Source organism: Caulobacter sp. Root487D2Y, assembly GCF_001427165.1.
In the GTDB taxonomy this organism is placed as follows: domain Bacteria; phylum Pseudomonadota; class Alphaproteobacteria; order Caulobacterales; family Caulobacteraceae; genus Caulobacter.
This window is the reverse complement of record NZ_LMFD01000010.1, coordinates 203,185-225,558: the sequence shown is the minus strand read 5'-3', so window position 1 is coordinate 225,558 and position 22,374 is coordinate 203,185. Positions and strand designations below refer to the sequence as shown.

21 protein-coding genes and 1 tRNA gene are annotated in these 22,374 nt (G+C 69.8%); 10 read left to right on the top strand and 12 right to left on the bottom strand.

Features of this window, described 5'->3' with window-relative positions:
- Positions 1-97 precede the first annotated feature (97 nt).
- Positions 98-174 (top strand) — tRNA-Arg (locus tag ASD38_RS11010).
- Positions 175-293: 119 nt separating this feature from the next.
- Positions 294-602 (top strand): DUF1244 domain-containing protein, encoded by a 309-nt coding sequence (locus ASD38_RS11005; protein ID WP_056460034.1) that lies wholly within the window; start codon positions 294-296, stop codon positions 600-602.
- 84 nt (positions 603-686) lie between these two features.
- Here ASD38_RS11005 and ASD38_RS11000 read toward each other — a convergent pair whose 3' ends face one another.
- The 3 genes from ASD38_RS11000 to ASD38_RS10990 form a co-directional block, all read right to left on the bottom strand.
- On the bottom strand, positions 687-1,526 hold the full coding sequence (locus ASD38_RS11000; RefSeq protein ID WP_056460030.1) for an outer membrane beta-barrel protein: 840 nt from the start codon (positions 1,524-1,526) through the stop codon (positions 687-689).
- Between the two features lie 114 nt (positions 1,527-1,640).
- Positions 1,641-2,279 (bottom strand): response regulator, encoded by a 639-nt coding sequence (locus ASD38_RS10995; protein ID WP_056440554.1) that lies wholly within the window; start codon positions 2,277-2,279, stop codon positions 1,641-1,643.
- 1 nt (position 2,280) lies between these two features.
- The gene (locus ASD38_RS10990; RefSeq protein WP_056460028.1) at positions 2,281-5,334 is read right to left on the bottom strand and encodes a sensor histidine kinase; all 3,054 of its coding nucleotides are present in this window, start codon (positions 5,332-5,334) and stop codon (positions 2,281-2,283) included.
- 157 nt (positions 5,335-5,491) lie between these two features.
- On the opposite strand from ASD38_RS10990, the gene ASD38_RS10985 reads away from it, so the two are divergent.
- Together ASD38_RS10985 and ASD38_RS10980 are read left to right on the top strand one after the other, a co-directional pair.
- Positions 5,492-5,848: a hypothetical protein gene (locus ASD38_RS10985; RefSeq protein WP_056460024.1), complete on the top strand. Its 357-nt coding sequence runs from the start codon at positions 5,492-5,494 to the stop codon at positions 5,846-5,848.
- 104 nt (positions 5,849-5,952) lie between these two features.
- Positions 5,953-6,849 (top strand): helix-turn-helix domain-containing protein, encoded by an 897-nt coding sequence (locus ASD38_RS10980; RefSeq protein ID WP_200946003.1) that lies wholly within the window; start codon positions 5,953-5,955, stop codon positions 6,847-6,849.
- A 21-nt stretch (positions 6,850-6,870) separates the two neighbouring features.
- Here ASD38_RS10980 and ASD38_RS10975 read toward each other — a convergent pair whose 3' ends face one another.
- The 3 genes from ASD38_RS10975 to ASD38_RS10965 form a co-directional block, all read right to left on the bottom strand.
- Complete coding sequence (locus tag ASD38_RS10975; RefSeq protein ID WP_056460020.1) at positions 6,871-7,896, bottom strand: SMP-30/gluconolactonase/LRE family protein; 1,026 nt, start codon at positions 7,894-7,896, stop codon at positions 6,871-6,873.
- Positions 7,897-7,980: 84 nt separating this feature from the next.
- A complete protein-coding gene (locus ASD38_RS10970; protein ID WP_056460017.1) occupies positions 7,981-9,114 on the bottom strand; it encodes a CaiB/BaiF CoA transferase family protein in 1,134 nt (377 codons plus the stop codon).
- Positions 9,111-10,274, bottom strand: coding sequence for a CaiB/BaiF CoA transferase family protein (locus ASD38_RS10965; protein WP_056460015.1), 1,164 nt, complete (start codon positions 10,272-10,274; stop codon positions 9,111-9,113). Before ASD38_RS10965 ends, ASD38_RS10970 begins: the two co-directional genes overlap by 4 nt.
- 135 nt (positions 10,275-10,409) lie before the next feature.
- On the opposite strand from ASD38_RS10965, the gene ASD38_RS10960 reads away from it, so the two are divergent.
- Both ASD38_RS10960 and ASD38_RS10955 read left to right on the top strand, forming a co-directional pair.
- Positions 10,410-11,258: an aldose 1-epimerase gene (locus ASD38_RS10960; protein ID WP_056460013.1), complete on the top strand. Its 849-nt coding sequence runs from the start codon at positions 10,410-10,412 to the stop codon at positions 11,256-11,258.
- A 106-nt stretch (positions 11,259-11,364) separates the two neighbouring features.
- Positions 11,365-12,006 carry a TylF/MycF/NovP-related O-methyltransferase gene (locus ASD38_RS10955; protein WP_162250231.1) on the top strand — a complete coding sequence of 214 codons (642 nt, stop codon included), beginning with the start codon at positions 11,365-11,367 and terminating at the stop codon, positions 12,004-12,006.
- A 2-nt stretch (positions 12,007-12,008) separates the two neighbouring features.
- On the opposite strand, the gene fixK is transcribed toward ASD38_RS10955, so the two are convergent.
- The 5 genes from fixK to cydD all read right to left on the bottom strand — a co-directional run bounded on the left by fixK (position 12,009) and on the right by cydD (position 18,145).
- Positions 12,009-12,653 (bottom strand): transcriptional regulator FixK, encoded by a 645-nt coding sequence (gene fixK, locus ASD38_RS10950; RefSeq protein ID WP_056440573.1) that lies wholly within the window; start codon positions 12,651-12,653, stop codon positions 12,009-12,011.
- A 119-nt stretch (positions 12,654-12,772) separates the two neighbouring features.
- Positions 12,773-13,387 carry a response regulator FixJ gene (fixJ, locus tag ASD38_RS10945; protein ID WP_056440575.1) on the bottom strand — a complete coding sequence of 205 codons (615 nt, stop codon included), beginning with the start codon at positions 13,385-13,387 and terminating at the stop codon, positions 12,773-12,775.
- Entirely contained in the window at positions 13,380-14,873 is a 1,494-nt protein-coding gene (locus ASD38_RS10940; RefSeq protein ID WP_056440577.1) for a PAS domain S-box protein, read from the bottom strand. The genes fixJ and ASD38_RS10940 overlap by 8 nt, the downstream gene beginning before the upstream one ends.
- A 6-nt stretch (positions 14,874-14,879) precedes the next feature.
- Positions 14,880-16,499 carry an ATP-binding cassette domain-containing protein gene (locus tag ASD38_RS10935; RefSeq protein WP_082554718.1) on the bottom strand — a complete coding sequence of 540 codons (1,620 nt, stop codon included), beginning with the start codon at positions 16,497-16,499 and terminating at the stop codon, positions 14,880-14,882.
- Positions 16,496-18,145 (bottom strand): thiol reductant ABC exporter subunit CydD, encoded by a 1,650-nt coding sequence (cydD, locus tag ASD38_RS10930; RefSeq protein WP_056460010.1) that lies wholly within the window; start codon positions 18,143-18,145, stop codon positions 16,496-16,498. The genes ASD38_RS10935 and cydD overlap by 4 nt, the downstream gene beginning before the upstream one ends.
- Positions 18,146-18,268: 123 nt before the next feature.
- On the opposite strand from cydD, the gene ASD38_RS10925 reads away from it, so the two are divergent.
- The 4 genes from ASD38_RS10925 (at position 18,269) to ASD38_RS10910 (ending at position 21,756) form a co-directional block, all read left to right on the top strand.
- Positions 18,269-19,834 (top strand): cytochrome ubiquinol oxidase subunit I, encoded by a 1,566-nt coding sequence (locus ASD38_RS10925; protein WP_056460005.1) that lies wholly within the window; start codon positions 18,269-18,271, stop codon positions 19,832-19,834.
- Between the two features lie 13 nt (positions 19,835-19,847).
- Positions 19,848-20,993, top strand: coding sequence for a cytochrome d ubiquinol oxidase subunit II (cydB, locus tag ASD38_RS10920; RefSeq protein ID WP_056440584.1), 1,146 nt, complete (start codon positions 19,848-19,850; stop codon positions 20,991-20,993).
- A 28-nt stretch (positions 20,994-21,021) separates the two neighbouring features.
- A complete protein-coding gene (cydX, locus tag ASD38_RS10915; protein WP_056440585.1) occupies positions 21,022-21,141 on the top strand; it encodes a cytochrome bd-I oxidase subunit CydX in 120 nt (39 codons plus the stop codon).
- 162 nt (positions 21,142-21,303) lie between these two features.
- Entirely contained in the window at positions 21,304-21,756 is a 453-nt protein-coding gene (locus ASD38_RS10910; RefSeq protein ID WP_056440587.1) for a chemotaxis protein CheW, read from the top strand.
- 102 nt (positions 21,757-21,858) lie between these two features.
- Here the strand turns inward: ASD38_RS10910 and ASD38_RS10905 are convergent, their stop codons facing one another.
- Positions 21,859-22,356: an ASCH/PUA domain-containing protein gene (locus ASD38_RS10905; RefSeq protein ID WP_056440589.1), complete on the bottom strand. Its 498-nt coding sequence runs from the start codon at positions 22,354-22,356 to the stop codon at positions 21,859-21,861.
- Between the last annotated feature and the right edge of the window lie 18 nt (positions 22,357-22,374).

Genomic DNA, 22,374 nt, shown 5'->3' with positions numbered 1-22,374 from the left:
AAGCCCTTCTCCACAAACTTCGCGCATTCTGCATCAAAAGCCGCTTGCGTCCCGGGATCGTCCGGGCTATCTCCCCCGCCTCGCCGAAAGGCAGTGCGCGCCCGTAGCTCAGCTGGATAGAGCATCAGACTACGAATCTGAGGGTCGGACGTTCGAATCGTTCCGGGCGCGCCATCTTTCCTCCAGGAAATCGAAAACGGATCCCGCTCCATTGGGCGTGCGATGTCGGCTGCGATTGCCGATCTGGCCGTGAGCCGCCAAATGGTGGCGCAGGACAATCCAAGCGAGCCGCCATGACCCTTCCGATCGACGACCATCTCGCCGCCGCCGCCTTTCGCAGGCTTGTCGAGCATCTACGTCTGCGGACCGATGTCCAGAACGTCGATCTGATGGGCGTGGCGGGCTTTTGCCGCAACTGCCTGGGGGACTGGGTGAGCGAGGCCTCGGAGGGCGCGCTGAGCCGGGATCAGGCCCGCGAGGCGATCTACGGCATGCCGCAATCGGAATGGAAGGCGCGCCACCAGGCGCCGGCGACGCCCGAGCAATTGGCGCGGATGGACGCCAGCGTGGCGCTCAACGCGCGACCGCGGGCCGGACGCTAGAGCCTCCCCCGACCCGATTGGATCAGGCCGGGGCTCTAGGTCTTCACGCGAACCGGTGTCTACTTTGCTTGAGGGCGTGGCGGGCTAGAAGGCGGCCTGCAGGAAGAGGGCGGGGCCCTTGAAGGTGTAGGCCACGTCGCCGTCCCAGCGTTCCTTCTCGATGCCCAGCTCGTAGTCGACATAGCGGTACATCACGCCGATCCCGACATTCTCGAACACGCGGTACGAGACGCTGGCCTGGGCGTTGATCAGGCGGCCGTCATAGTCCGAGACCTTCAGCGACAGATAGTCGATCCGCCCGCCCACGGTCAGCTTGGGCGTCGCCTGGTAGATTCCGTAGGCGCCGAGCGTCGGCAGGGGGGCGAGGGCGTCGCGCTGGCGGGCCTCGGTCTGGACCGCGGCGTTTCCGACATGGCCCTGGCCCTCCAGTCCGACCGTGAACTGGGTGACGTGAAGCCCGACCACCCCACCCAGATCGAGCTTGTCGTTGCGGACGAAGGCATAGCCGACCGCCACCCGATAGACGTCGGTCTTGAACTCGCTGGCGATGGTCACCCCGGCCGGATAGGTGACGTCGTCGAAGGTGAGGTCCCGGCCAGCGGTGGCCGAGGCGCTGCGGTTGAGGGCGTAATATTCACCGACGACCGACCAGCGATCGCCGATCCTGGCTCCGGCGAAGAAGGCCGGAAGGGACTTTCGATCGCTCAGCTTGAGGTCGGATTCCAGGTCGATCTTCGTGCCGATGGTCCCGGTCTTGTTCGACACGGCGACCGTGGTGTCGATGTCGGGCCAGAAGGCCTGGGCCTGCAACCAATAGCGATCGTCCAGGGCCTGGGCATGGGCGGAAGAGGCGAAGGCGACGAAGACTGCTCCGACCGCCGCCCCCGACGTCAGGAAGCAGGACTTCGTGGACGATCGGGCCATGGCGTCTCTCCGCGTGTGCCCGTCAAGCTGAGCCTGGAAGGGCCGCGAACCAATCGGGAGAATTCTCAATTCGCCCCCGGATTTTACACTAGCCCGGCCCAGGTTTGTCTGGAGTTAGATTTCAATGACGCCGCGTCTGGCCGCCACGGTGACGGCGTGGGTGCGGTCGGCGACGTCGAGTTTGGCGAAGATGCTCTTCAGGTGGGCCTTCACCGTGTCTTCCGACAGCGACAGGTCCCAGGCGATCTGCTTGTTGGCCCGACCCGCGGCGACCAGGCGCAGCACGTGGATCTCGCGCTCGCTCAGGGTCTCGTCGATCGCGTGGATGGCGATCTCGTGGGCGACCTCGGGCTGCAGGTGGCGCCGGCCGGCGTGGATGTTTCGGATCGTGTCCAGCAGTTCGCGTCGCAGGGCGCCCTTGAGCAGATAGCCGGTGGCGCCGGCCTTCAGGGCGCGCAGGGCCTGGACGTCGCCGGCATAGGTGGTCAACACCACGATCCGGGCGGCCGGGAACTCGGCGCGGATGGCTTCGATGGCCTCCAGGCCGCTCATTCCCGGCATCTGCAGGTCCATCAACGTCACATCGGGCCGCAGGTCCCGGTAGCGCGCCAAGGCCTCGGCGCCGTTCTCGGCCTCCCCGACCAGCACCATGTCCGGCTGCAGGGCCAGGACCGCCGCGACGCCTTCGCGCAGCATCGGGTGGTCGTCGACGACCAAGACGCGGATTGGCTGGCCGGCGGGGGCGGCGGTCATGTCAGCGCTCGCTTGTCAGGGCGCGGCGCGCGGCGAAGGGCCATGCGCGGCGACCGAGACTGAGGTAGGCGACGCCGGCCGGGATGGTCAACTCGATCTCCGCGCCGGCGCCCGGACGGCTGCGGATCTCGAACTCCGCCTGGATCTTGCGAGCCCGTTCGCCCATCCCCGTCAGGCCGAAATGGCCTTCGCGCCCGCCGCTGTCGAGCACGGCCTGGTCGAGGCCGACCCCGTCGTCGCGGAAGCGCACGTTCAGGGCGCCGCGGCCATAGCCGACGTCGATCTCGACCGCGCGGGCCTGGGCGTGGCGCTGGGCGTTGAACAGGGCCTCGGAGGCGATCAGCTCGATCTCCTCGCGGACCAGGGGGTGCAGGCGGCGGGGCGTGCCCTCGACCACCATGCGGACCTTGATCGCCGGCTCCAGGCCGAGCCGCTCGACCAGTTCGGCCAGGATGTCGTGCAAGTCGCCGGCCTTGTCGGCGCGCAGGCTCTTCACCCGGTCGCGGCCCTCGACGATGACGTCGTCGGCGCGGTCGAGCGCGCCCTCGAGCGCCTGGCGGGCCGGGAGGTCGGCGGGGATCTGATCGACGACCGACTGCAGGCGCAGCATCAGGCCCTGGATGCCCTGCAGCAGGGTGTCATGCAGCTCGCGGGCGATGCGTTCGCGCTCGGCCATCCGAACCTGCAGCCGACCATGGATGCGATCGGACACTTGCCGCAGCCGCAAGGCGTAGAGGCCCCAGAGCAGGCCGATCAAGGCCAGGATGCAAAGGGCCCGGAACAGATTGGTCTGAATGAAGGTCGGCGGAATCTCGATCGCGAGGGCCGCGCCCTGGTCGTTCCACACCCCGTCATTGTTGGCCGCCACGACCTGGAAGCGATACCGGCCGGGCTTGAGGTTGGTGTAGAAGGCCTGCCGCCGGCCGCCGACATCGACCCAGTCCTTGTCGACGCCCTCCAACCGGTAGCGGAAGCGCACGCGTTCGGGGATGCCCAAGCTCAGGGCCGTATAGTCGATCTGCAGCTTGGACGCGCCCTTGGGCAGGGTCAGGTCGCGGGGGTCGCGATAGACGCGGCCGTCGACCGTCAGGGAGCGGATCGAGACGGGCGGCGGCAGGGCGTTGCGGGCGATGTGGGCCGGATCGATCCAGGCCACGCCTTCGAGCGTCAGGATCCAGATGCGTCCGTCGCCGCCCATGACGACGTCCCTGACCCCGTTTTGCTGGGGCGGGCCAGGCAGCCCGTCCCTCAGATCGAACAGCCGGTAGTTCAGCGGTCGCGCGGGATCGTCGAACGCCCGCGCGAGGTCTTTCGTCCGTATCTGGACGACGCCGAGCGCGCCGAGGATCCAGGTTTCGCCGTTTGGGGTCTGAACGACGCCCTGGACGCCCTTGGCCCAGGGAAAGCGGGCGACCTGCAGGGCCTGGAACCGGTCGCCGGTCAGGCGCAGCAATCCGAATTCGCAACCGATCAGCAGGTCTTTCGGCCCCTGATAGATCGCGCGCAGGCCGCCCACGGCAAGCTTGGGCGAGGGGCGAAGGGTCTGAACGGCGCCGTCCGCGGCCACCCGCGACAGCGTCCTCGGCGTCGGCAGCAGCAGGCGGCCCTGACGATCGATCGTGATATTGCTGTGGACCAGCTCGGGGGCCAGCGGCGGAAACACGGTCCATCGGCCCCTGGCGTCAAGCCGGCCATAGCCCGTCGCGAACAGGGCCAGCCAGAGGTCTCCGCGGTCGTCCACCACGCATCCGGAGTAGGGATCGTCTCGGGCGACGGGCGGCTTGACCGTTCGCGGCCGGCCGCCCAGCCGCGTCAGGCTGTTGTTCGCGCCGAGCCACATCGCGCCAGCCTTGTCCTGGCAAAGCGCCGTCGGATTGTCGAGGCGGTCGCGGATCATTCTGGGCGCCTGGCCGGGCGAGGCCCGGTAGACCGTGTCGCTGTCGGCCGTCCAGATCGCGCCGTCACGGTCGACGAACTGCATGTAGCCGAAGCGTGAGGACCGGGCGATCCCGGGCTCGACCACGACGTTGGCCGTGCGCAGGCGGTCGAGGCCCGCGGAGGTGCCGATCCAGATGTTGCCTTCGTGATCCTCCAGGATCGGCACGGCCTTGTTGGAGCTCAGCCCGTCCTTGGCCTCGTAGGTTTCGGCGCGCGGCCTTGATGTCCGTTCGTTGGTCGCGAAGGCGACGTCCGGCTTGGCGACGCGAAAGGCGCCGGTCGAGAAGGTCGTGCCCCAGAGGCTGCCGTCGCGGTCGAACAGGATGCGGGCGTACCGGGCGGAGTCCGACACGATATAGCCCGCCGGCGCGCCGCGCCTGGCCGTTTCGCCCTTGGCGACATTCGGGAGGGGGCGGGCCCCGAGGGAATCCGAGACCCACAGACGCCCGCCCGCGTCTTCCGTCAGACCGGCGCCGGCCCCCATCACCACATCGGTGCGTTCAAAGCGTCTCGCACCGCGCCGCAGGAAGGAGAGGCTGCCGTCGATCGCCACCCACAAGGTGCCGTCGCGGGTGACCCTCAGGTCCATGATGTAACCTTCGGGCAGGTTCCACGACGCGTCCACGTCCTGCTGCTTGCCGCCGACGAACCGCGCCAGATTGTGCTTGGGCGTGCTGAACGCGGCCCAGACGGCGCCGTCCTGGTCCTCGGTCATGGTCAATATTCCTTCGCTGCCGGCTTGCGGAAATTCCCGCAGCTTGCCATCGCGAAAGATCGCGACGCCGCCCCGACGATAACCGGCCCAGAGCTCGCCCGACCGGGTGACCAGCAGGGCGTTGATATGATGGGAGTGCGAATAGTGGTCGTCGGCCAGCGGGATGGCTTCGAACGTCACGCCGTCGAATCGATAGAGGCCGCTGGCCGCGCCCAGCCACAGATAGCCGTCGGCCGATTGGGCCAAGGCCCAGATGTTGGTCGGCGCCCCGTCCTCCGCCGTCCAACTGGTGTGCTTGAACTGGGGGATCGTCCGGGCCGGGTCCAGGGCCCGGGCCGGACCGCCCAGCGCCAGGCCCAGAAGAACGGCGATCGCGTACAGAAGTCTGGCCGCCGTCTTCATGCTTGATCGTCTCCGCCGGCCGCGAACGTTCGAGCCTTGCTTTCACGAGCCAAGCCCACGCGAAATCTCGAAAGAGTGACGCGCGGCTCCCCCGTTGGAAGCTTAACGAAAGGGTGTCGATCGAGATAGCGCTGTGGCTTCGAACAGGACGCTTCTCATGTTTCTCGGCGCCATGTTTCCAGGCGGTCTGATCGGCGTGACGCTCCTGATCGGGCGCCTGGCCGCCGCGGCCGTGCTGGTGTTCGCCCTGGGCGGTCCCGCGCTGGAATCCCCCTGGCCGGCCCTGCCCCTCCTCTTCCTGGCGGCCGCCCTGACGGCGGGGCTGCTGACCCGCTTCGCGGCGGCGGCCTGCGCGGTCCTGGTGATGTTCGGCGCGGCCAAGGCGGACGGGACGCTTTCCGCGGTGCTGGCGCTCAACGCCTTGCATATCGTCGGACTCGTGCTGACCGGGGGCGGCGCCTATTCGCTGGATGCGCGGCTGTTCGGCCGGCGCGTGATCCGGCTTGACGACTAGGGCGACCACCCGATCGGGCGTCCGACGCCTACCCATCCGGGATTTACCGGCGCCAATGTTCGGCCGATCGTCTGGCCACGTCCGAACAGTGTTGGGAGCGCGTCATGATTGTCCGTAGCGTCGCGGAAATGGCTGGATCCGAGCTCGCCGGCCTCTTTGTCGCCCCGCCCGGCGTGGGCAAGTGGAAGGTCGCCGCGGCGGAGGTCCGGCTGCGGCCGACACAGGACGTCTCGTCCCCCGCCCCGCGGACCGACACCCTGGTGGTCCGCCTGCAGCTGAGCGACTACCCCAGGCAACGGTGCTGGGAGGGCGGCGTGGCGGCCCCGGTTCGCGACGTGGCGGCGGGCGAGGTTCTGTTCCACGACCTGCGGCGCGATCCTCGGCTGTTGTTGGACCAGCCCTATCACGCGTTGCACGTCCACATCCCTCGCGCCGCCTTCGAAGCGATCGCCGCGGAATGCAACGCCGTCCCGATCGGCGATCTCGACTACACGCCGGGGGTCGGCCTGGTGGATTCGACGATCGCCGGCCTTGGCGCTTCGATCCTGGCCAACGCCCGGGACGGCGCGGTCCATAATCGACTGTTCGTCGACCACCTGATCCTGGCCGTGGCCACCCATGTGGCGACCCGCTACGGCGGCATGGTCGCGATGTCGCGGAGCGCGCGCGGCGGGCTCGCCCCCTGGCAGACCCGCCGGGCGAAGGAGATCCTCGCCGCCAATCTCGACGGCGCGGTGCCGCTGACCGAGGTCGCCCGCCAGTGCGGTCTGTCGGTGGGCCACTTCTCGCGATCGTTCCGGCGCTCGTTCGGCACCACGCCGCACCAATGGCTGGTCCAGCGGCGACTGGACGCGGCCAAGGATCTGATCCGCTCGTGCCGCATGCCGCTGTCGAACGTGGCGCTCAGCTGCGGCTTCGCCGATCAGAGCCACCTGACCCGGGTCTTCACCCGCGAGGTCGGCGCCAGCCCGGCGGCCTGGCGCCGCGAGGTGCAGCAATAGGCCGAAGGGCGCCGACGGGATTCAGGCCGCCAGCTTCCTGGCCTTCACCTTGACCCGGATCACGCGGTGGTTGGACGACATGTAGAGGTGGCCGTCGGCGGCCAGCTCGCAGTTGGAGATCACGTCGTCGGCCCGGATGATTCCGATCCGTTTGCCGGCCGGGGTGAAGATGGAGATCCCGTCCTTGCTCGAGGCCCATAGGTTGCCGGCGCGGTCGACCTTCAGGCCGTCGCCGCCGTCGATGCCGGTCGCGGCGCGGTCGACGAGCTGCCGGCGGGCGGTGGGCGCGCCCTTGGCGTCCAGGTCCCAGGCGACCCAGCCCGACTTGCGGTCGGTGGCGTACAGCGTCCGGCCGTCGGGCGACAGGCCGACCCCGTTGGGCTCGATCGTCTTGTCGATCATCGTCAGGACGTTGTCGGTCCCCAGGCGATAGACGCCCGAATACTCCGTCTGGCGATAGGGCGAGCTCCAGTCGCCCTTCAGGCCCCAGGGCGGATCGGTGAAGTAGATCGCTCCGTCGCGGGCCAGGACCAGGTCGTTGGGACTGTTGAGGCGCTTGCCGTCGAAGCTGGAGGCCAGGACCGTCTTCTTCTGGGTCTTCAGGTCGATGAACGAGACGCAACGATTGCCGCTGTCGCCGATCACCAGGCCGCCGCGCGCCAGGATCAGGCCGTTCGAGCCGGCCTCGCGCAGGCTGATCGTTTCAGGACCCGCATAGCCCGAGGGCGACAGCCAGACCGCGCCGCCGCGCGCCGGCGACCAGCTCATGATCTTGTTGGCCGGCACGTCGGAGACCAGCAGGAAGCCGTCCTTGCCGCCGACCCAGACGGGGCCCTCGCTCCAGGTGAAGCCGTCCAGCACCTGCTCGACCGGCGCGTCGGCGTCGATCAGGGCGTCCAGGGCCGGGTCGAGGCGCTCGACCTTGCCGACGACGGTGTAGGATTGCATCGCCGCCTTGGCCGAGCCCGGGGCCAGGGCGGGGGCGGCCGCGAGGGCGAGGAGCGCGGCGGCCGCGCCGCGACGGGTCATCGGGAAGTCTGGGTTCACGGGCGAAGCTCCTGGCGCCGGAATCGTAAGCCTCGCTGTTGTGCCCCGCGTTCGGCCGTCGCGCTACTGTCGCTGACAGCCTTGTCACGATCTAGGCGGACGCGGGCGGGCGGCATGCCATCCCTGGCCGGCATGTTCGTCCAGGTCCGGCGCCCTGGGATCCACGCGCCCGGGTTCCTCACGAAACACCAGGGGCGTGCCCACCACGGCGTTTCCATCGGCGTCCCGCGCGATCATCCCGCGCGCCGCCACGGCCGGATCATCGAAGGCGGCCTTCAGGCTGCGGACCGGCGCGAAACAGATGTCGCGGCCCTCGAACCAGCTTTCCCACTCGGCTTGGCTCCGTGTGCGGAAGGTCTCGCGAAAGAAGGCCCGCAGCGGCTCCTGACCCGGGCCCGGCGACAGCTTGCCGTAGTCTAGCAGGTCCAGCCGCCCCAGGGCCTCCAGCAGATTGGCCGCGAACTTCACCTCCGAGCCGCCCAGCACGATCCAGCGGCCGTCCGCGCATTCATAGAGATTGAACATCGCGGCCCCGCCCCACGAGCGTTCGGCCTTGGGGAGGTTGGCGCGCCCCCCGGCGAACACCGGGCCGGTGGCGTTGGGAGTCCAGGCCATCAGGCTGTCGAGCATGGCGACGTCGAGATGATCGCCCTGGCCAGTCTTCTCCCGCCGCAGCAGGGCCATCAGCACGCCGGACAAGGCGGTCAGCGAGGCCAGGGCGTCGGCGGCCATCAGGCCGGGCATGGCCGGCTTGCCGTCCTGGCCCTCGTTCAGCGCCACCAGCCCCGCCAGGGCCTCGACGGCCAGGTCGTGGGCCGGACGGTCGCGATAGGGGCCGGTCTGACCGAAGGCGCTGATCGAGCAGTAGACAATGCCCGGATTGACCGCCTTCACGGCCTCGTAGCCGACGCCCAGCCGGTCGACCACGCCCGGGCGGAAGGCCTCGACCAGCACGTCGGCCTCGCCGGCCAGGGCCCAGAACGCCGCCTGGCCCTCGGCGCTCTTCAGGTCCAGTTGCACCGAGCGCTTGCCGCGATGGGTGTTGCGGAACCAGACGGTCAGATCGTTTGTCGACAGGCCGATATGACGACTGGGCTCGCCCTCGCCGACCGGCTCGACCTTGATCACGTCGGCCCCGTGGTCGGCCATCATCAGGGTCAGCATCGGACCGGGCAGGAACAGGGACAGGTCCAGAACCTTGACGCCGTCGAGCTTCATGCTCCCTCCCGCCTTTTTGGCCGTCCGAGCAGCAGGTGGTTGTGCTCGCCCATCGCCGGGGCGCGGGCGGCGGGCATTCGTTGGCCGTCGACCTTGATCGGGCAGGCCAGCATGTCCAGGCCCTGGGGCCGGGCCGGATGGTCGATGCGGTCGCGCATGGCCACCTCGGCGACGAACGGGTTATCCAAGGCGTCGGCCAGATCGGCGATCGGCGAGAACGGCACGCGGCCGCCCAGATAGCCCATCCACTCGGCCCCGGTCCGCTGCTCCATGATCGCGTCGAGGATCGGGGTCAGGGCGTCTAGGTGGGCGCGGCGGGCCGGCATGTCGAGGAAGCGCGGATCGGTCTTCAGCTCCGGCCGGCCGACCAAGTCGCACCAGACCTCCCAGAAGCGCTGGGTCTGGCACATCAGCATGCCCCAGCCGTCCTTCGTCTTCACCCGTTGCGAGGGGCTGATCGAGGGATGCGCCCCGCGTGGCGGACGGCCGACCTGGTGGCCCTCGTTCATCGCCCACACCGCCGGATAGGAGGTCTGGTGCAGGGCCACGTCGAACAGCGACACGTCGACGTCGCAGCCCACTCCGGTGGTCCGCGCCCCGAGGATCGCCGAGACGATCCCGAGCGCGAACACCGAGCCGGTCATGAAGTCGACCATCGACAGGCCGAAGCGCACCGGCGGCCCGGCGGGCTCGCCGGTCAGGGTCATGAACCCCGCCTCGGCCTGCATCAGATAGTCGTAGCCCGGCCAGGCCTCACGGCTGTTGCCTCGTCCGTAGGCGGACAGATGGGCGCAGACGACGGCGGGATTGATGTGCTTGAGGTCCTCGTAGCGGATCGCCAGCTTCTCGGGCTGGTCGCCGCGCAGGTTGTTGACTACGGCGTCGGCGCCGGCCACCAGCCGCTCGAACTCGGCCCGCCCCTCGGGCGTCTTGATCTCCAGCGCCACCGATTGCTTGCCGCGCGAGAAGGTCTGGAAAAACTGGCTGTCCTGGTCGCCCAGGAAGTAGGGGCCCAGGCTCCGGCTGATGTCGCCGCCCAGGGACGGAGCCTCGATCTTGATCACCCGCGCGCCCAGCTCGCTCAGCAGCTGGGTGCCGTAGGGCCCGGCGGCGTACTGCTCGACCGCCACGATGCGCACGCCGTCCAGGGGTCTGTTCATCCGCTCCGCCTCTATTCGGACGGATGATGCGACGGGCGTCCCGTCGCGCCTAGGGCGACGTTGGGGAAGGGCGCTTGTTTCAGGGGGACGATGTGCGTAGGCAGGCCGCGTCAGCGCTATTGCTTCGAGGCCCCCATGACCGTCGTCCTGCAAGCCGCCCGCGCTCGTGTCGAGCTGTTGCCCGCCCTGGGCGGTTCGGTCGGCCGGTTCGTCTGGGACGGCCGTGACGTGCTGCGGCCGGCGCCGGCCGGGGCGACCGAGGTGCTGGACACGGGAAATTTCGCCCTGGTCCCGTTCTGCAACCGCATCCGTGACGGGCGCTTCAGCTTCGGCGGTCACGACGTGGCCTTGTCGCCGAACCTGGGCGACCATCCGCACGCCCTGCACGGCCAGGCCTGGCGCGGAGCCTGGCGCGTGGTGTCGGCCGGCGAGACCGAGGCGGTGCTGGCCTTCGACCACGCGCCTGGCGAATGGCCCTGGGCCTATCGCGCCGAGCAGCGCTTCACCCTGGGCGACCACGGCCTGCGCCAAGCGCTGTCGGTGACCAACACCGGCGCCGAACCGATGCCCGCCGGCCTGGGCTTCCATCCCTATTTCCCGACCCGCGACGGCGAGCGCCTGCGGGCCGGGGTGACCGGCGTCTGGCTGATCGACGACGACTGCCTGCCCACCGCCCAGGTCGCGGGCCCATGGCGCTCGGATTGGGCGGCGGGCGCGCCGACGGCGGTCTCGGCCCTGATCGACAATTGCTACACGGGCTGGAACGGCGTCGCGACCCTGTCGGCGCCGGGCGGCGCCGGCACGACCCTGACCGCCTCGCCGGACTGCCGCTGGCTGCATGTCTATTCGCCGCCGGGCGCCGATTTCGTCTGCGCCGAGCCGGTCGCCAACCGCCCCGATCCGTTCAACGGCGAGGACAGCGGCATTGCGATCCTCGCGCCGGGCGAGACGGCGTCGGTGTGGATGAACGTGGCGTCGTCATAGACCGGCCTCCATCCGGGTTGACGCCGCCCGGCGAGCGCCCGCATTGGAGGAGAGTTCAGCTTCGAGGATTGGGTCGATGCAGTTTGGATACGAACCGATTCATCCCATGGCGACCTACGCGCCGTGGCTGGACGATCCCGATTTCCTGGCCGTCTACAAGACCGTCCAACCCAACACCCTGGTGGACCACATGCGGGCTTTCGAGCTGTGGCGCCTGGTCGATCAGGCGTTGAAGGTCCCGGGCGACATCCTGGAGGTGGGCGTTTGGCGCGGCGGCACCGGCTGCCTGATGGCCAAGCGTGTCCAGGCGCTGGGATCGAGCGCCAAGGTCTATCTCTGCGACACGTTCGCGGGCGTGGTGAAGGCCGGGCCGGCCGACCGGTACTACAAGGGCGGGGAGCACGCCGACACCTCCCAGCGGATCGTCCTGGACCTCGCCGACCAGCTCGGGCTTTCCAACGTCAGCCTGCTGACGGGGATCTTCCCCGACGACACCGGAGACCAGGTCGCCGACCGGCGGTTCTGCCTCTGCCACATCGACGTCGACGTCTACGACTCCGCCCTGCACGTCCTGGAGTGGGTCTGGCCGCGCATGCCGGTGGGCGGCGTGGTGGTGTTCGACGACTACGGCTTTTCGTCCTGCACGGGGGTCACCCAGCTGGTGAACGACCGCATGGCCCAGCGGGGCGCGCTGACTTTGCACAATCTGAACGGCCACGCCGTGATCGTGAAGACGGCCGAGGACTAGGCTCAGTCCACCATCGCTTCCAGGGCGCTGCGGTCGCGCAGCAGCACCTTGCGGGTGGTGGGCAGGGCGATCAGGCCGTCGTGCTGGAACTGGGTGAAGGTGCGCGACACGGTCTCGATGGTCAGGCCCAGATAGTCAGCCATGTCCTGGCGGGTCATGGGCACGTCGAGCAAGGCCCGCGCACCCGTGCGCTCGGCCAGGTCCAGCAACAGGGCGGCGACGCGCTCGCAGGCGGCGCGGCCGCCCAGCATCAGCACGTGGTCCTGGGCGCGGCGCAGGCTGTCGGTGGTCAGTTCCAGCAGGCGTCGAGCGACGTCGCCGCGCTCGCAGGCCAGGGCTTCCAGGGCCGAGCGGGGCATCACCCGCACGATGGTCGGGCTCAGCGTCTCGGCCGCCACGCGATAGGTCTCGCCGCTCTCCAGGCCGAACACGTCGCCGGCGAAGTGGAACGCCTCGATCTGCCGCCGGCCGTCGCGCAGAATCCTGCAGGTGCGCAACGATCCGGAGATCAGCTGGTAGATCCGATCGGCCGGTTCGCCCTCATCGAAGATCGTCTCGCCGCGACCATAGGTGTGGTGCAGGCCGTCGAGCACGATCGCCGCCGGCTGGCGGGCGGTGGGCGCGGGAGTCTGGGCCACGGACAGCATCAAGGTCTCCGATCTCTCTCCCGCCCAATCTCCTTCGCCGGAGCCAAGCGGTACAGTCGGGACCTACGCCTAAGGAGGACTACCTAGGACGGTTTGCACGACGCGATCGTCCCGCGCGGCTAGCCGCGCCTGGCCGAAAGCGTCATCCGCACCAGGGCCGCCAGGTTGTCGGCGTGCATCTTGGCCATCAGCTTGGCGCGATAGATCTCGACCGTGCGCGGACTGATCCCCAACTCGCGGGCGATCACCTTGTTGGGCTGGCCATCGACGACGCCGTCCAGCACCTGACGCTCGCGCTCCGACAGGGTCTCCAGCCGTTGGCGGACCACGGCCGCCTCGTCGGAAGCCTTGGCGGCCTCCGGCCGCGGGCCCGCTTCCAGGGCGCGGTTCAGGGCGTCGAGCATGCGGCTTTCGCCGAACGGCTTTTCGATGAAGTCGGCCACCCCGGCCCGCATGGCCTCGACGGCCAGGGGAATGTCGCCATGGCCGGTGATCATGATGATCGGCACGCGGGAGCCTCGGGCGTTCAGCTCGCGCACCAGCTCCAGGCCCGTCATGTCGGGCATGCGCATGTCGGTGATCACGCAGCCGGCCCCGTCCAGGGGCAGGGCCTCCAGCAGGGCCAGGGCCGAGGCGTGGCTGACCACCTCGAAGTCGGCGGCCTCCAGCAGGAAGGCCAGGGACTCGCGGGCGCTCTCGTCGTCGTCGACCACGTGGACCACGGCTTCACTCATCGATCACGTCCTCGTTGTCTCGTCTGGGCGGCAGAATGAAGTGAAACACCGTCCCGCCCTTTGGGTTCGGGTCCGCCCAGATCCGACCGCCATGCGCCTCGATGATCGAGCGCGAGATCGACAGACCCACACCCATGCCCTCGGCCTTGGTGGTCATGAACGGCTGGAACAGCCGCTCGCGGAAATCGTCGCTAATGCCCGAACCGGTGTCGGTGACGCTGACTTGAACGGAACCGTTGTCGAGCCGCTGGCTCGATATGGTCAGTTCGCGTCGCGGGGAGTCGGCCATGGCGTCGACGGCGTTGCGGATCAGATTCACCAGCACCTGCTGGATCTGCACGCGGTCGGCATAGACCGCGTCGGCGGCGGGGTCCAGCTGCAGGCGGGTGGTCACTAGATGCTCCCGCGCCCCGATCAGGGCCAGGGCGGCGGCGTCCTCGACCACCTTGGACAGGCTCTCGGGCGCGCGTTCGCTGGCCCCGCGCCGCACGAACTCGCGCATGCGGTGGATCACGTCGCCGGCTCGCAGGGCCTGGGCCGAAGCCTTGTCGACCGCGTCGCGGACCTTGGCCTGGTCTTCGGGGCGGCCGCGGTCGAGCAGGCGGCGCGAGCCGGTCAGCAGGTTGGCGATCGCCGACAGCGGCTGGTTCAGCTCGTGGGCCAGCGTCGAGGCCATCTCGCCCATGGCGGTCAGGCGCGAGACGTGGACCAGCTCGGTCTGCAGGTCGCGCAGTCGCGCCTCGGTGTGCTGGCGCTCGGTCAGGTCGCGAATGAAGCCGGTGTAGAACGGCTGGGAGCCCCGGGTCTCGCCGACCGCCAGCTCCATCGGGAAAGTCGTGCCGTCCTTGCGCCTGCCGACCACCACGCGGCCGGTGCCGATGATCCGCTTCTCGCCGCTGCGGCTGTAATTGGCCAGGAAGCCGTCGTGGCCGGCGCGGTCCGGCTCGGGCATCAGCAGGCTGACGTTCTGGCCGATCGCCTCGGACGAAGCCCAGCCGAACAGCCGCTCGGCGGCGGGGCTGAACGAGGTCATCACCCCGGCCGGGTCGATGACGATCACCGCGTCGGGGGCGGAGTCGAGGATCGACTGCAGGTGATGGGTCATGGCGGCGGCGCGCGAGCGGGCGGCGTGAAACCAGCCGCCGCCGACCGACATGCCGAAGCCGATCATCACGAACACCAGGCTGGACAGAGCCGTGGCCTGGTCGGGCGTTCCGCGCACCTTCAGCAGCCAGACCGCTCCGGCCGCCAGCACGGTGGCGAACAGGCCCGGCGCCAGGCCGCCGACCGCGGCGCTGATCAGCACGGCCGGCACGAACAACAGGAAGGCCGAGGGGGCGGTGAAGCCGGGGGGCAGGGCCAGCTGGATCAGGGCGCAGGCCAGGACCGTGGCCATGGCCGCCAGATAGGCCCGGGGCCGCAGATCGCTGTGCAGCGTGCCGGCCGAAACCGTGGTCATCACGTGATAGCGGTCTCCGCTGCGCAAGGTCGGCTACCCTATAGCCGTTGGCGCGGCGATTGGCAGTCTCAGATCGCACAAGGCACGCGGCGCGGGACGATGGCTGACCAGGATCAGGCCCTGGCCGGTGCGCTTGAGGCGAGCGTCCAGGCGCTCGACGATCAGGGCCTCGGTCGCGGCGTCCAGCCCCTCTGTAGGCTCGTCGAGCAGCAGCCAGGGGGCGTCCCGCAGCAGGGCCCGGGCCAGGGACAGCCGCCGCCGCTCGCCCCCCGACAGCCGCTCGCCGTTCTCGCCGATCCAGGTGTCCAGGCCCTGGGGCAGGGCGCGGACCCGGGCCTCCAGCGCGGCGTCGGCCAGCGCGTCCCACAGGGCCTCGTCGGCGCGGGTTCCGGCGAGGGCGAGATTGGCGCGGACGGTCCCGGCGATCATCGCCGCGTCCTGCGGGGCGTGGGCGAAAGCGGCGCGGGTTCGTGCGTCGGGCTCCTGGCCTCCGCATGACAACCGTTTGTCCCGGCTTTCGCCGGGATGAGCGGCTGTTGGGGGAGCGCGCAGGCCCAGCAGCCGTTCGAGCACCGTGGTCTTGCCGCAACCCGAGGGGCCGGTCAGGACCAGCCGCGAACCCGCCGTCAGGGTGAGGCCGCCGAAGTCGAGGCTGGGGCGATCCGGCGGGGCCTGGGCGCGCGCCGCGTTCGGTCCATGGACCAAAATCGTATCCAGCCGCTTGGCCGCCGCGTCCGCTCCGGCGTCCTGCTCGAACGCCTTGCCGACTCCGGCCAGGCCTTCCAGCGCCATGGCGGTCGCCAGGCCGGCCATGGCCGCCAGGGGCGTGGCGGCATCGCGGGCCAAGGCCAGGACCAGGGCGACGGCGAGGCCGAGGATCGCGCCCTGCAGCGCGATCAGCCAGCCGGCGGCCGCCACGGCCTCGCGCCTGAGGGCGTCCAGGCGCGCGCCCTTGGCGGCGATCTCGGCGGCCGCTCGGTCTTGCACGCCATAGACCCGCAGCTCGGGCGCGGCGGCGGCGTAGGCGGCCAGGGCGTCCTTCAGGTCGCCGGCCGCCTGCTGGATCGCGGGGCCGGTGCGGGCGGTCAGGCGGCGGGCCAGGGCGCGGCCGCTCAGCACGGCGCCGGCCGCGGCCACGGCGACGACCAGGGCCGGACCCCAACCGGCGGGCGCGGTCATGGCCAGGCCGGCGGTGACCGCCGCCCCGGCGCCCCAGGGGGCGGAGAGGCGGATCAGCCGGGTCTCGACCGCGTCGACGTCCTGCACCAGCCGGGCCGAGGCCTCGCCGCGCGACAGGGCCAGGGCCTGGGCGGGCGGGGCGGCGGCCAGGGACGCGTAGAGGGCCGGGCGGATGGCGGCCAGCGCCTTGAGGGCGGCGGCGTGGCTCGACAGGCGCTCCAGGTAGCGGAAGGCGGTGCGCAGGATGGCCAGCAGGCGGATGCCGGCGCTGGGCAGCAGCACGTTGAAGGCCTGGGCCGCCGCCAGTCCGCCCAGGCCGGCGATCGCCGCGCCGGTCAGGAACCAGCCCGACAGGCCCAGCAGCAGCACCGATCCGGCCCCGACGACCGCGGCCGAGATGGCGGCCAGGCGCAGGCCGGCCGCGTGGCGTTTTCGCTGTTGGCGGATCAGAACGGCGAGGGGACTGGAGCTCACAGCCGCACCACCCGGTCGGCCAGCGCGGCGACGGCCTCGGAATGGGTGGCGATCAGGGTGGTGCGGCCGGCCGCCGCTTGGCGAAGGATCGGCAGCAGGGCCTGCTCCGATGCCGCGTCGAGATCGGCGGTCGGCTCGTCCAGCAGCAGGATGGGCGCGGGCTTGAGCATGGCCCGGGCCAGGCCCAGCCGGCGTCGCTCGCCGCCGGACAGGCCGGCGCCGCGCTCGTCGAGCCGAGCGTCCAAGCCGCCCCGGCCGTCCAGCACGTCCGCCAGACCGACGGCGCGGGCCGTCTGTTCCAGAGCGTCCCGTGTCGCGCCGGGATGGGCCAGGGCCAGGTTGTCGGCCAAGGTTCCCGGCAGAACCACCGGCGACTGTCCGGCCCAGGCGACCGATGTCGCGATCGAGCCGAGATGCGACAGGCGCTGGTCGCCGACCGACACCTCGCCGCCGCTCAGGGGCGCCAGGCCGAGCAACAGGTTCAGCAAGGTGGTCTTGCCGCTGCCGCTGGGCCCCAGCAGGGCGACGACCTCGCCCGGCGCGACGTCGAGATCGAAGCCTTCGAACACGGCGGTCTCGCCGGGATCATAGGTCACGGTCACCGCCTGGAAGCGAATGGGCGGCGGCGCGGCGAAGATCACGGCCGGCGGGGCGGGCGCGGGGGCGGGCAGGGCGGCCAGGGTCAGGGCGGCGGCCTCGGCGGCCTGGCGATCGTGATAGGCGGCGGCCAGACGGCGCAGTGGGACATAAACCTCCGGCGCCAGGGCCAGGGCGAAGAAGGCGCGCTTGAGATCCAGCTGTTCGGGAACGGGGAAGGGGAGCAGGCGCAGCAGGTTGAAGCCGCAATAGACCGCCACCAGGGCCACCGACAGGGCGGCGAAGAACTCCAGCGCCCCCGACGACAGGAAGGCGACCCTCAGCACACGGATCGTCCGCCGCGCCAGGTCGTCGGCGGCCAGGGCGAGGTCGCGGGTCACCGCGCCCTCGGCCTGGAACGCCAGCACCAAAGGCAGGGCGCGAACCCGGTCGAGGAACAGGCTGGAGAGCCGCTCCAGGGCCAGGAACTGCCGCCGCGACTCCTCCGCCGCGGCGCCGCCGGCGAGGGCCATGACCAAGCCGAACGGGACCAGGGTCGCCAGAAGGATCCCGGCCGCCACGGGCGTGGCGACGGCGACAGCGGCGATGACCAGCAGGGGCGCGACCGCGGAGGCCAGTCGGGCCGGTGTGAAACGGGCGACATAGCCGTCCAGGGCCTCGATCCCCTCGACCACGGTCGACAGGGCCTCGCCGCCGGTGGCGCGGCCCTGGGTCAGGGCGCCGCCCAGCACCGAGGCGACGGCGTCGCCGCGCGCCTTGGCCTTCACCCCGGCGGCGGCCTGGGCCCCGACTTCGGCGGCGCGCTTGGCCAGCAGTCCGCGCGCGGCGGCTGCCAGGGCGAGCACGACCAGCCAGGGCGCGGCGGCGGCCAGGCCGCGCGGCAGGGCGTCGAGGGCCAGGGCCAGGCCGGCGGCGAAGGCGATCGCGGCCGGAACATCGGCCAGCAGCCACAGCGGGGCCGTCCTGGCGTCTGTCCCGCCGGCCTTGCCCAGGGTCTTCAGCCAGGGTCGCGCGACGGCGTCGAGCTCGGCGGTGAAACTGACTGTCATCGGCCGTGTTTAGACTCGGCGAACGGGAAATCCTTGATTGGGATCAACGCACCCTAGCCAGGACGCGTCTAGAGGTGGAGGGTCCTTGAGGCGACCGATCGCCAACGACAACCGGAGCGCTGCATGGATCCCGCCGTCGTCGACCTCTCCCGCCTGCAGTTCGCCCTGACGGCCCTGTACCACTTCCTGTTCGTGCCCCTGACCCTGGGCCTCTCCTTCATGCTGGTGATCATGGAGAGCGTCTATGTGATGACAAAGCGGCCGATCTGGCGGACCACCACCCGGTTCTGGGGCACGCTGTTCGGGATCAATTTCGTGCTCGGCGTCGCCACCGGCCTGACCATGGAGTTCCAGTTCGGCATGAACTGGTCCTACTACTCGCACTATGTCGGCGACATCTTCGGCGCGCCGCTGGCCATCGAGGGGCTGATGGCCTTCTTCCTCGAGGCCACCTTTGTCGGGCTGATGTTCTTCGGCTGGGACAAGCTCAAGCCCGTGACCCACCTTTTTGTCACCTTCCTGGTGGCCTTGGGCACCAACCTGTCGGCCCTGTGGATCCTGGTCGCCAACGGCTGGATGCAGAACCCGGTCGGCGCGGCCTTCAATCCCGACACGATGCGGATGGAAGTGGTCGACTTCAAAGCCGTCATCTTCAATCCCGTGGCTCAGGCCAAGTTCGTGCACACGGTCAGCGCCGGCTACACCATCGCCGCGGTCTTCGTTCTGGGGATCAGCGCCTGGTATCTGCTGAAGGGCCGGTATGTCAGCGTCGCCAAGCGATCGCTGACCGTCGCGGCCGCCTTCGGCCTGGCCTCGTCCTTGTCGGTGGTCGTGCTGGGCGACGAGAGCGGCTACGCCCTGACCGACAACCAGAAAATGAAACTCGCGGCCCTCGAGGCCATGTGGGAGACCGAGCCCGCGCCCGCCGGCCTGACCGCCTTCGGCATCCCCGACCTGAAGGACCGCAAGACCCACGCCGAGATCAAGGTGCCCTACGTCCTGGGCTTGATCGCGACCCGCAGCTTCGACCGGCCCGTGGCCGGCATCTTCGAACTGGTGGCCCAGGCCGAAACGCGGATCGAGAGCGGCGTGGTCGCCTACGACGCGCTGGAGACCCTGAAGGCCAATCCAACCGACCTGGCGGCGCGCGGCGTGTTCGAGACGCACCGTCGCGACCTCGGCTACGCCCTGCTGCTCAAGCGCCACGTCGCCGACCCGCGAACGGCCGACAAGGCGCTGATCCAGAAGACCGCCTGGGACACCGTGCCCAACGTGCCGGTGATGTTCTGGTCGTTCCGGATCATGGCCGGAATCGGCTTCCTGATGATCGCCCTGTTCGCCACGGCCTTCGTGCTGGTGAGCCTGCGCAAGCAGAACACCCGCTGGTTCCTGATGATCGCGGTGGCGGCCATTCCGCTGCCCTGGATCTCGACCGAGCTGGGCTGGGTGCTGGCCGAGGTCGGGCGTCAACCCTGGGCGGTGGAGGGCGTTCTGCCGACCTTCCTGGCGCCCTCGTCGCTGAGCGTGGCCCAGATCCTGACCAGCATCGTGGTCTTCACCCTGCTCTACGGCGCCCTGGCGGTGGTCGAGGTCGGGCTGATCCTGAAGACCATCAAGAAGGGTCCCTTCGCCGAGCAGGAGGCCTTCCCATCCGGACCGCTCGCCCCCGCCGGCGAAGCCGTGGCCTAGGAGAAACCGGATCATGGAACTCCCCCTCGACTATCCGACGCTTCGCCTGATCTGGTGGGGCCTGCTGGGCGTGCTGCTGATCGGCTTCGCCCTGACCGACGGCTACGACATGGGCGTGGGCGCGCTTTTGCCGTTCGTCGCCAGGACCGACGAGGAGCGCCGCATGGTGATCAACACCGTCGGCGCCACCTGGGAAGGCAACCAGGTGTGGTTCATCACCGGCGGGGCCGCGATCTTCGCGGCCTGGCCGCTGGTCTACGGCGTCAGCTTCTCGGGCTTCTACCTGGCCATCTTCCTGGTGCTGGTGGCGATGATCCTGCGGCCTGTCGGCTTCAAGTACCGATCCAAGCGGCCGGACCCGCGCTGGCGCGCGTTCTGGGACTGGGCGCTGTTCACCGGCGGCTTCGTGCCGGTGCTGGTCTTCGGCGTGGCCGTGGGCAACGTGCTGCAAGGCGCGCCGTTCAAGCTGGATGGCGACCTGCGCAGCACCTATCACGGCGCTTTCTTCGCCCTGTTCACGCCCTTCACCCTGGTCTGCGGCCTGCTGTCCGTGGCCATGCTGGTGCTGCACGGGGCGGCCTGGCTGGGGGTGAAGGCCGAGGAGGGCGGCGCGGTCCAGGACCGGGCCCGCAGGTTCGGCACGGGCGCCGGCGTCGCCACTCTGCTGCTGTTCCTGGTCGGCGGTCTGCTGGCCATGCGCCTGGGCTTCCGCGTCGAGGGCGCGTTCGATCCCGCCGCGCCGTCCAATCCGCTGCGGACGGCGACCGTCGCCGCGCCGGGGGCCTGGTTCGACAATTTCGGCCGCTATCCCTGGATGCTGATCGCGCCGGTGCTGGGCTTCGGCGGGGCGATCGTGGCCCTGCTGGGCCTGTGGCGGCGATCCGCGCCCCTGGCGTTCGGCGGCTCGTCGGCGTCGGCGGCGGGGATCATCGCCACGGTGGGGCTGTCGATGTTCCCGTTTATCCTGCCCAGCACGATAGACGCCCATTCCAGCCTGACGGTGTGGAACGCCTCGTCCAGCCACATGACCCTGTTCATCATGCTGGTCGTCGTCGTGGTGCTGCTGCCGGTCGTGCTGCTCTACACCGCCTGGGTGTTCAAGGTGCTGTGGGGCCGGACCAGCACGGCGGCCCTGAAGACCGACCCCGCTCTCTACTGAAAACGGCCCGTACTGAGGAGATCTCGCGATGTGGTATTTCACCTGGATCCTCGGCCTGGGCCTGGCGCTGGCCTTCGGGGTGCTGAACGGCGTCTGGTACGAGTTCAACCTGACCGACGAGGGCGATGTCGGGGCGTCGGAGCCCTGATCCTCCCCCGCAGGGTGAAGATCAGGCGGACGCGACAATTCGACGCCGTCCGGTAAGCTTTGCATTAACCGTTATTAAACGGCGGTCGAGCTCTTGTGACAGGTGACGCGAAACCGGCTTTCGGCGTTCGCCGCAAGACCTTTTGAGCCTCGGGACCCGACCATGACCGACCACGCCGAACCCGCCCTGGAGCTGATCTCGTTCTGCATCGGCGAGCAGGAGTTCTGCATCGACGTCAAGACGGTCCGCGAGATCCGCGGCTGGACCCCGGCCACCCCGATCCCGCACGCCCCGTCCTTCCTGAAGGGCGTGATCAACCTGCGCGGCGCGATCATGCCGGTCATCGATCTGCGCAACCGCCTGGGCCTGGGCGTCACCGTTCCGGAGACCCGCCACGTCATCGTCGTGGTCGAGTGCCAGGACCGCCTGGCCGGCATCCTGGTCGACGCGGTCAGCGAGACCTTCACCGTGTCGCGCGACCACCTGCAGCCGACCCCGGACCTGGGGGCCGACGAGCTGCGCTTCATCCAGGCGATCATCTCGCTGGACAGCCGCCTGATCACCTATCTGCGCATGGACGACGTCTTCCCGGCCCAGGTCAGCCAGGCGGCGTAGGCCGCGCTTCAGAGAAACGAAAAAGGGCGGACCAGCTGGTCCGCCCTTTTTGATTCAGCACCCCGGACTGGTGACAGGCGCATGCGCCTGGCACCAACCGATCTACTTCCCCCGCACGAGCTTCGCGGCGGCGGCGTGGAAGACGGCCTCGGCCTCGGCGGCGTCAGCCACGGCGTTGTGGCGGTCGGCGGCGACCGGCATGGCCGCGCGGCCGGTGGTCGGGGCGGCGTAGCTCTGGGCCACCTTGCGGGCGTCCTGGGCGCGCAGGGCGGCGTTGTCCGAGGTGGTCTCGTGCCAGTGGGCCAACTTCTCCGCTGTCAGCGCGCCGTCGACCGGCAGGTCGCCGTGATGGACCACTTCGCCAAAGCCGATGGCCACGAAGCCGTGGATCACGCCGTAGTCTTCCTCCGACAGTAGGAAGGTGATCTGCCGCTCCTCGACCTGGCCGGTATAGGCGTCCTGCTCCGGGTCGAACTCGCGCAGCACCAGCACGTCGCCGACCGCGAACTCGCGGTCGTTGCGGCGGATCTCGAAGCGCTTCTTGCCCGACCGCACGGCGGCGAAATACTGGGGCCAGGTCTTCAGTTCGTGACGGGTCATGGGGAGATTCTCGGAAAC

What these genes read in the sequence shown, in the direction of transcription:
- ASD38_RS11005 (WP_056460034.1), top strand. Translation starts at nt 294, where the DNA reads ATGACCCTTCCGATCGACGACCATCTCGCCGCCGCCGCCTTTCGCAGG.
- ASD38_RS11000 (WP_056460030.1), bottom strand. Translation starts at nt 1,526, where the DNA reads ATGGCCCGATCGTCCACGAAGTCCTGCTTCCTGACGTCGGGGGCGGCG.
- ASD38_RS10995 (WP_056440554.1), bottom strand. Translation starts at nt 2,279, where the DNA reads ATGACCGCCGCCCCCGCCGGCCAGCCAATCCGCGTCTTGGTCGTCGAC.
- ASD38_RS10990 (WP_056460028.1), bottom strand. Translation starts at nt 5,334, where the DNA reads ATGAAGACGGCGGCCAGACTTCTGTACGCGATCGCCGTTCTTCTGGGC.
- ASD38_RS10985 (WP_056460024.1), top strand. Translation starts at nt 5,492, where the DNA reads ATGTTTCTCGGCGCCATGTTTCCAGGCGGTCTGATCGGCGTGACGCTC.
- ASD38_RS10980 (WP_200946003.1), top strand. Translation starts at nt 5,953, where the DNA reads ATGATTGTCCGTAGCGTCGCGGAAATGGCTGGATCCGAGCTCGCCGGC.
- ASD38_RS10970 (WP_056460017.1), bottom strand. Translation starts at nt 9,114, where the DNA reads ATGAAGCTCGACGGCGTCAAGGTTCTGGACCTGTCCCTGTTCCTGCCC.
- ASD38_RS10965 (WP_056460015.1), bottom strand. Translation starts at nt 10,274, where the DNA reads ATGAACAGACCCCTGGACGGCGTGCGCATCGTGGCGGTCGAGCAGTAC.
- ASD38_RS10960 (WP_056460013.1), top strand. Translation starts at nt 10,410, where the DNA reads ATGACCGTCGTCCTGCAAGCCGCCCGCGCTCGTGTCGAGCTGTTGCCC.
- ASD38_RS10955 (WP_162250231.1), top strand. Translation starts at nt 11,365, where the DNA reads ATGGCGACCTACGCGCCGTGGCTGGACGATCCCGATTTCCTGGCCGTC.
- fixK (WP_056440573.1), bottom strand. Translation starts at nt 12,653, where the DNA reads ATGCTGTCCGTGGCCCAGACTCCCGCGCCCACCGCCCGCCAGCCGGCG.
- fixJ (WP_056440575.1), bottom strand. Translation starts at nt 13,387, where the DNA reads ATGAGTGAAGCCGTGGTCCACGTGGTCGACGACGACGAGAGCGCCCGC.
- cydD (WP_056460010.1), bottom strand. Translation starts at nt 18,145, where the DNA reads ATGACAGTCAGTTTCACCGCCGAGCTCGACGCCGTCGCGCGACCCTGG.
- ASD38_RS10925 (WP_056460005.1), top strand. Translation starts at nt 18,269, where the DNA reads ATGGATCCCGCCGTCGTCGACCTCTCCCGCCTGCAGTTCGCCCTGACG.
- cydB (WP_056440584.1), top strand. Translation starts at nt 19,848, where the DNA reads ATGGAACTCCCCCTCGACTATCCGACGCTTCGCCTGATCTGGTGGGGC.
- cydX (WP_056440585.1), top strand. Translation starts at nt 21,022, where the DNA reads ATGTGGTATTTCACCTGGATCCTCGGCCTGGGCCTGGCGCTGGCCTTC.
- ASD38_RS10910 (WP_056440587.1), top strand. Translation starts at nt 21,304, where the DNA reads ATGACCGACCACGCCGAACCCGCCCTGGAGCTGATCTCGTTCTGCATC.
- ASD38_RS10905 (WP_056440589.1), bottom strand. Translation starts at nt 22,356, where the DNA reads ATGACCCGTCACGAACTGAAGACCTGGCCCCAGTATTTCGCCGCCGTG.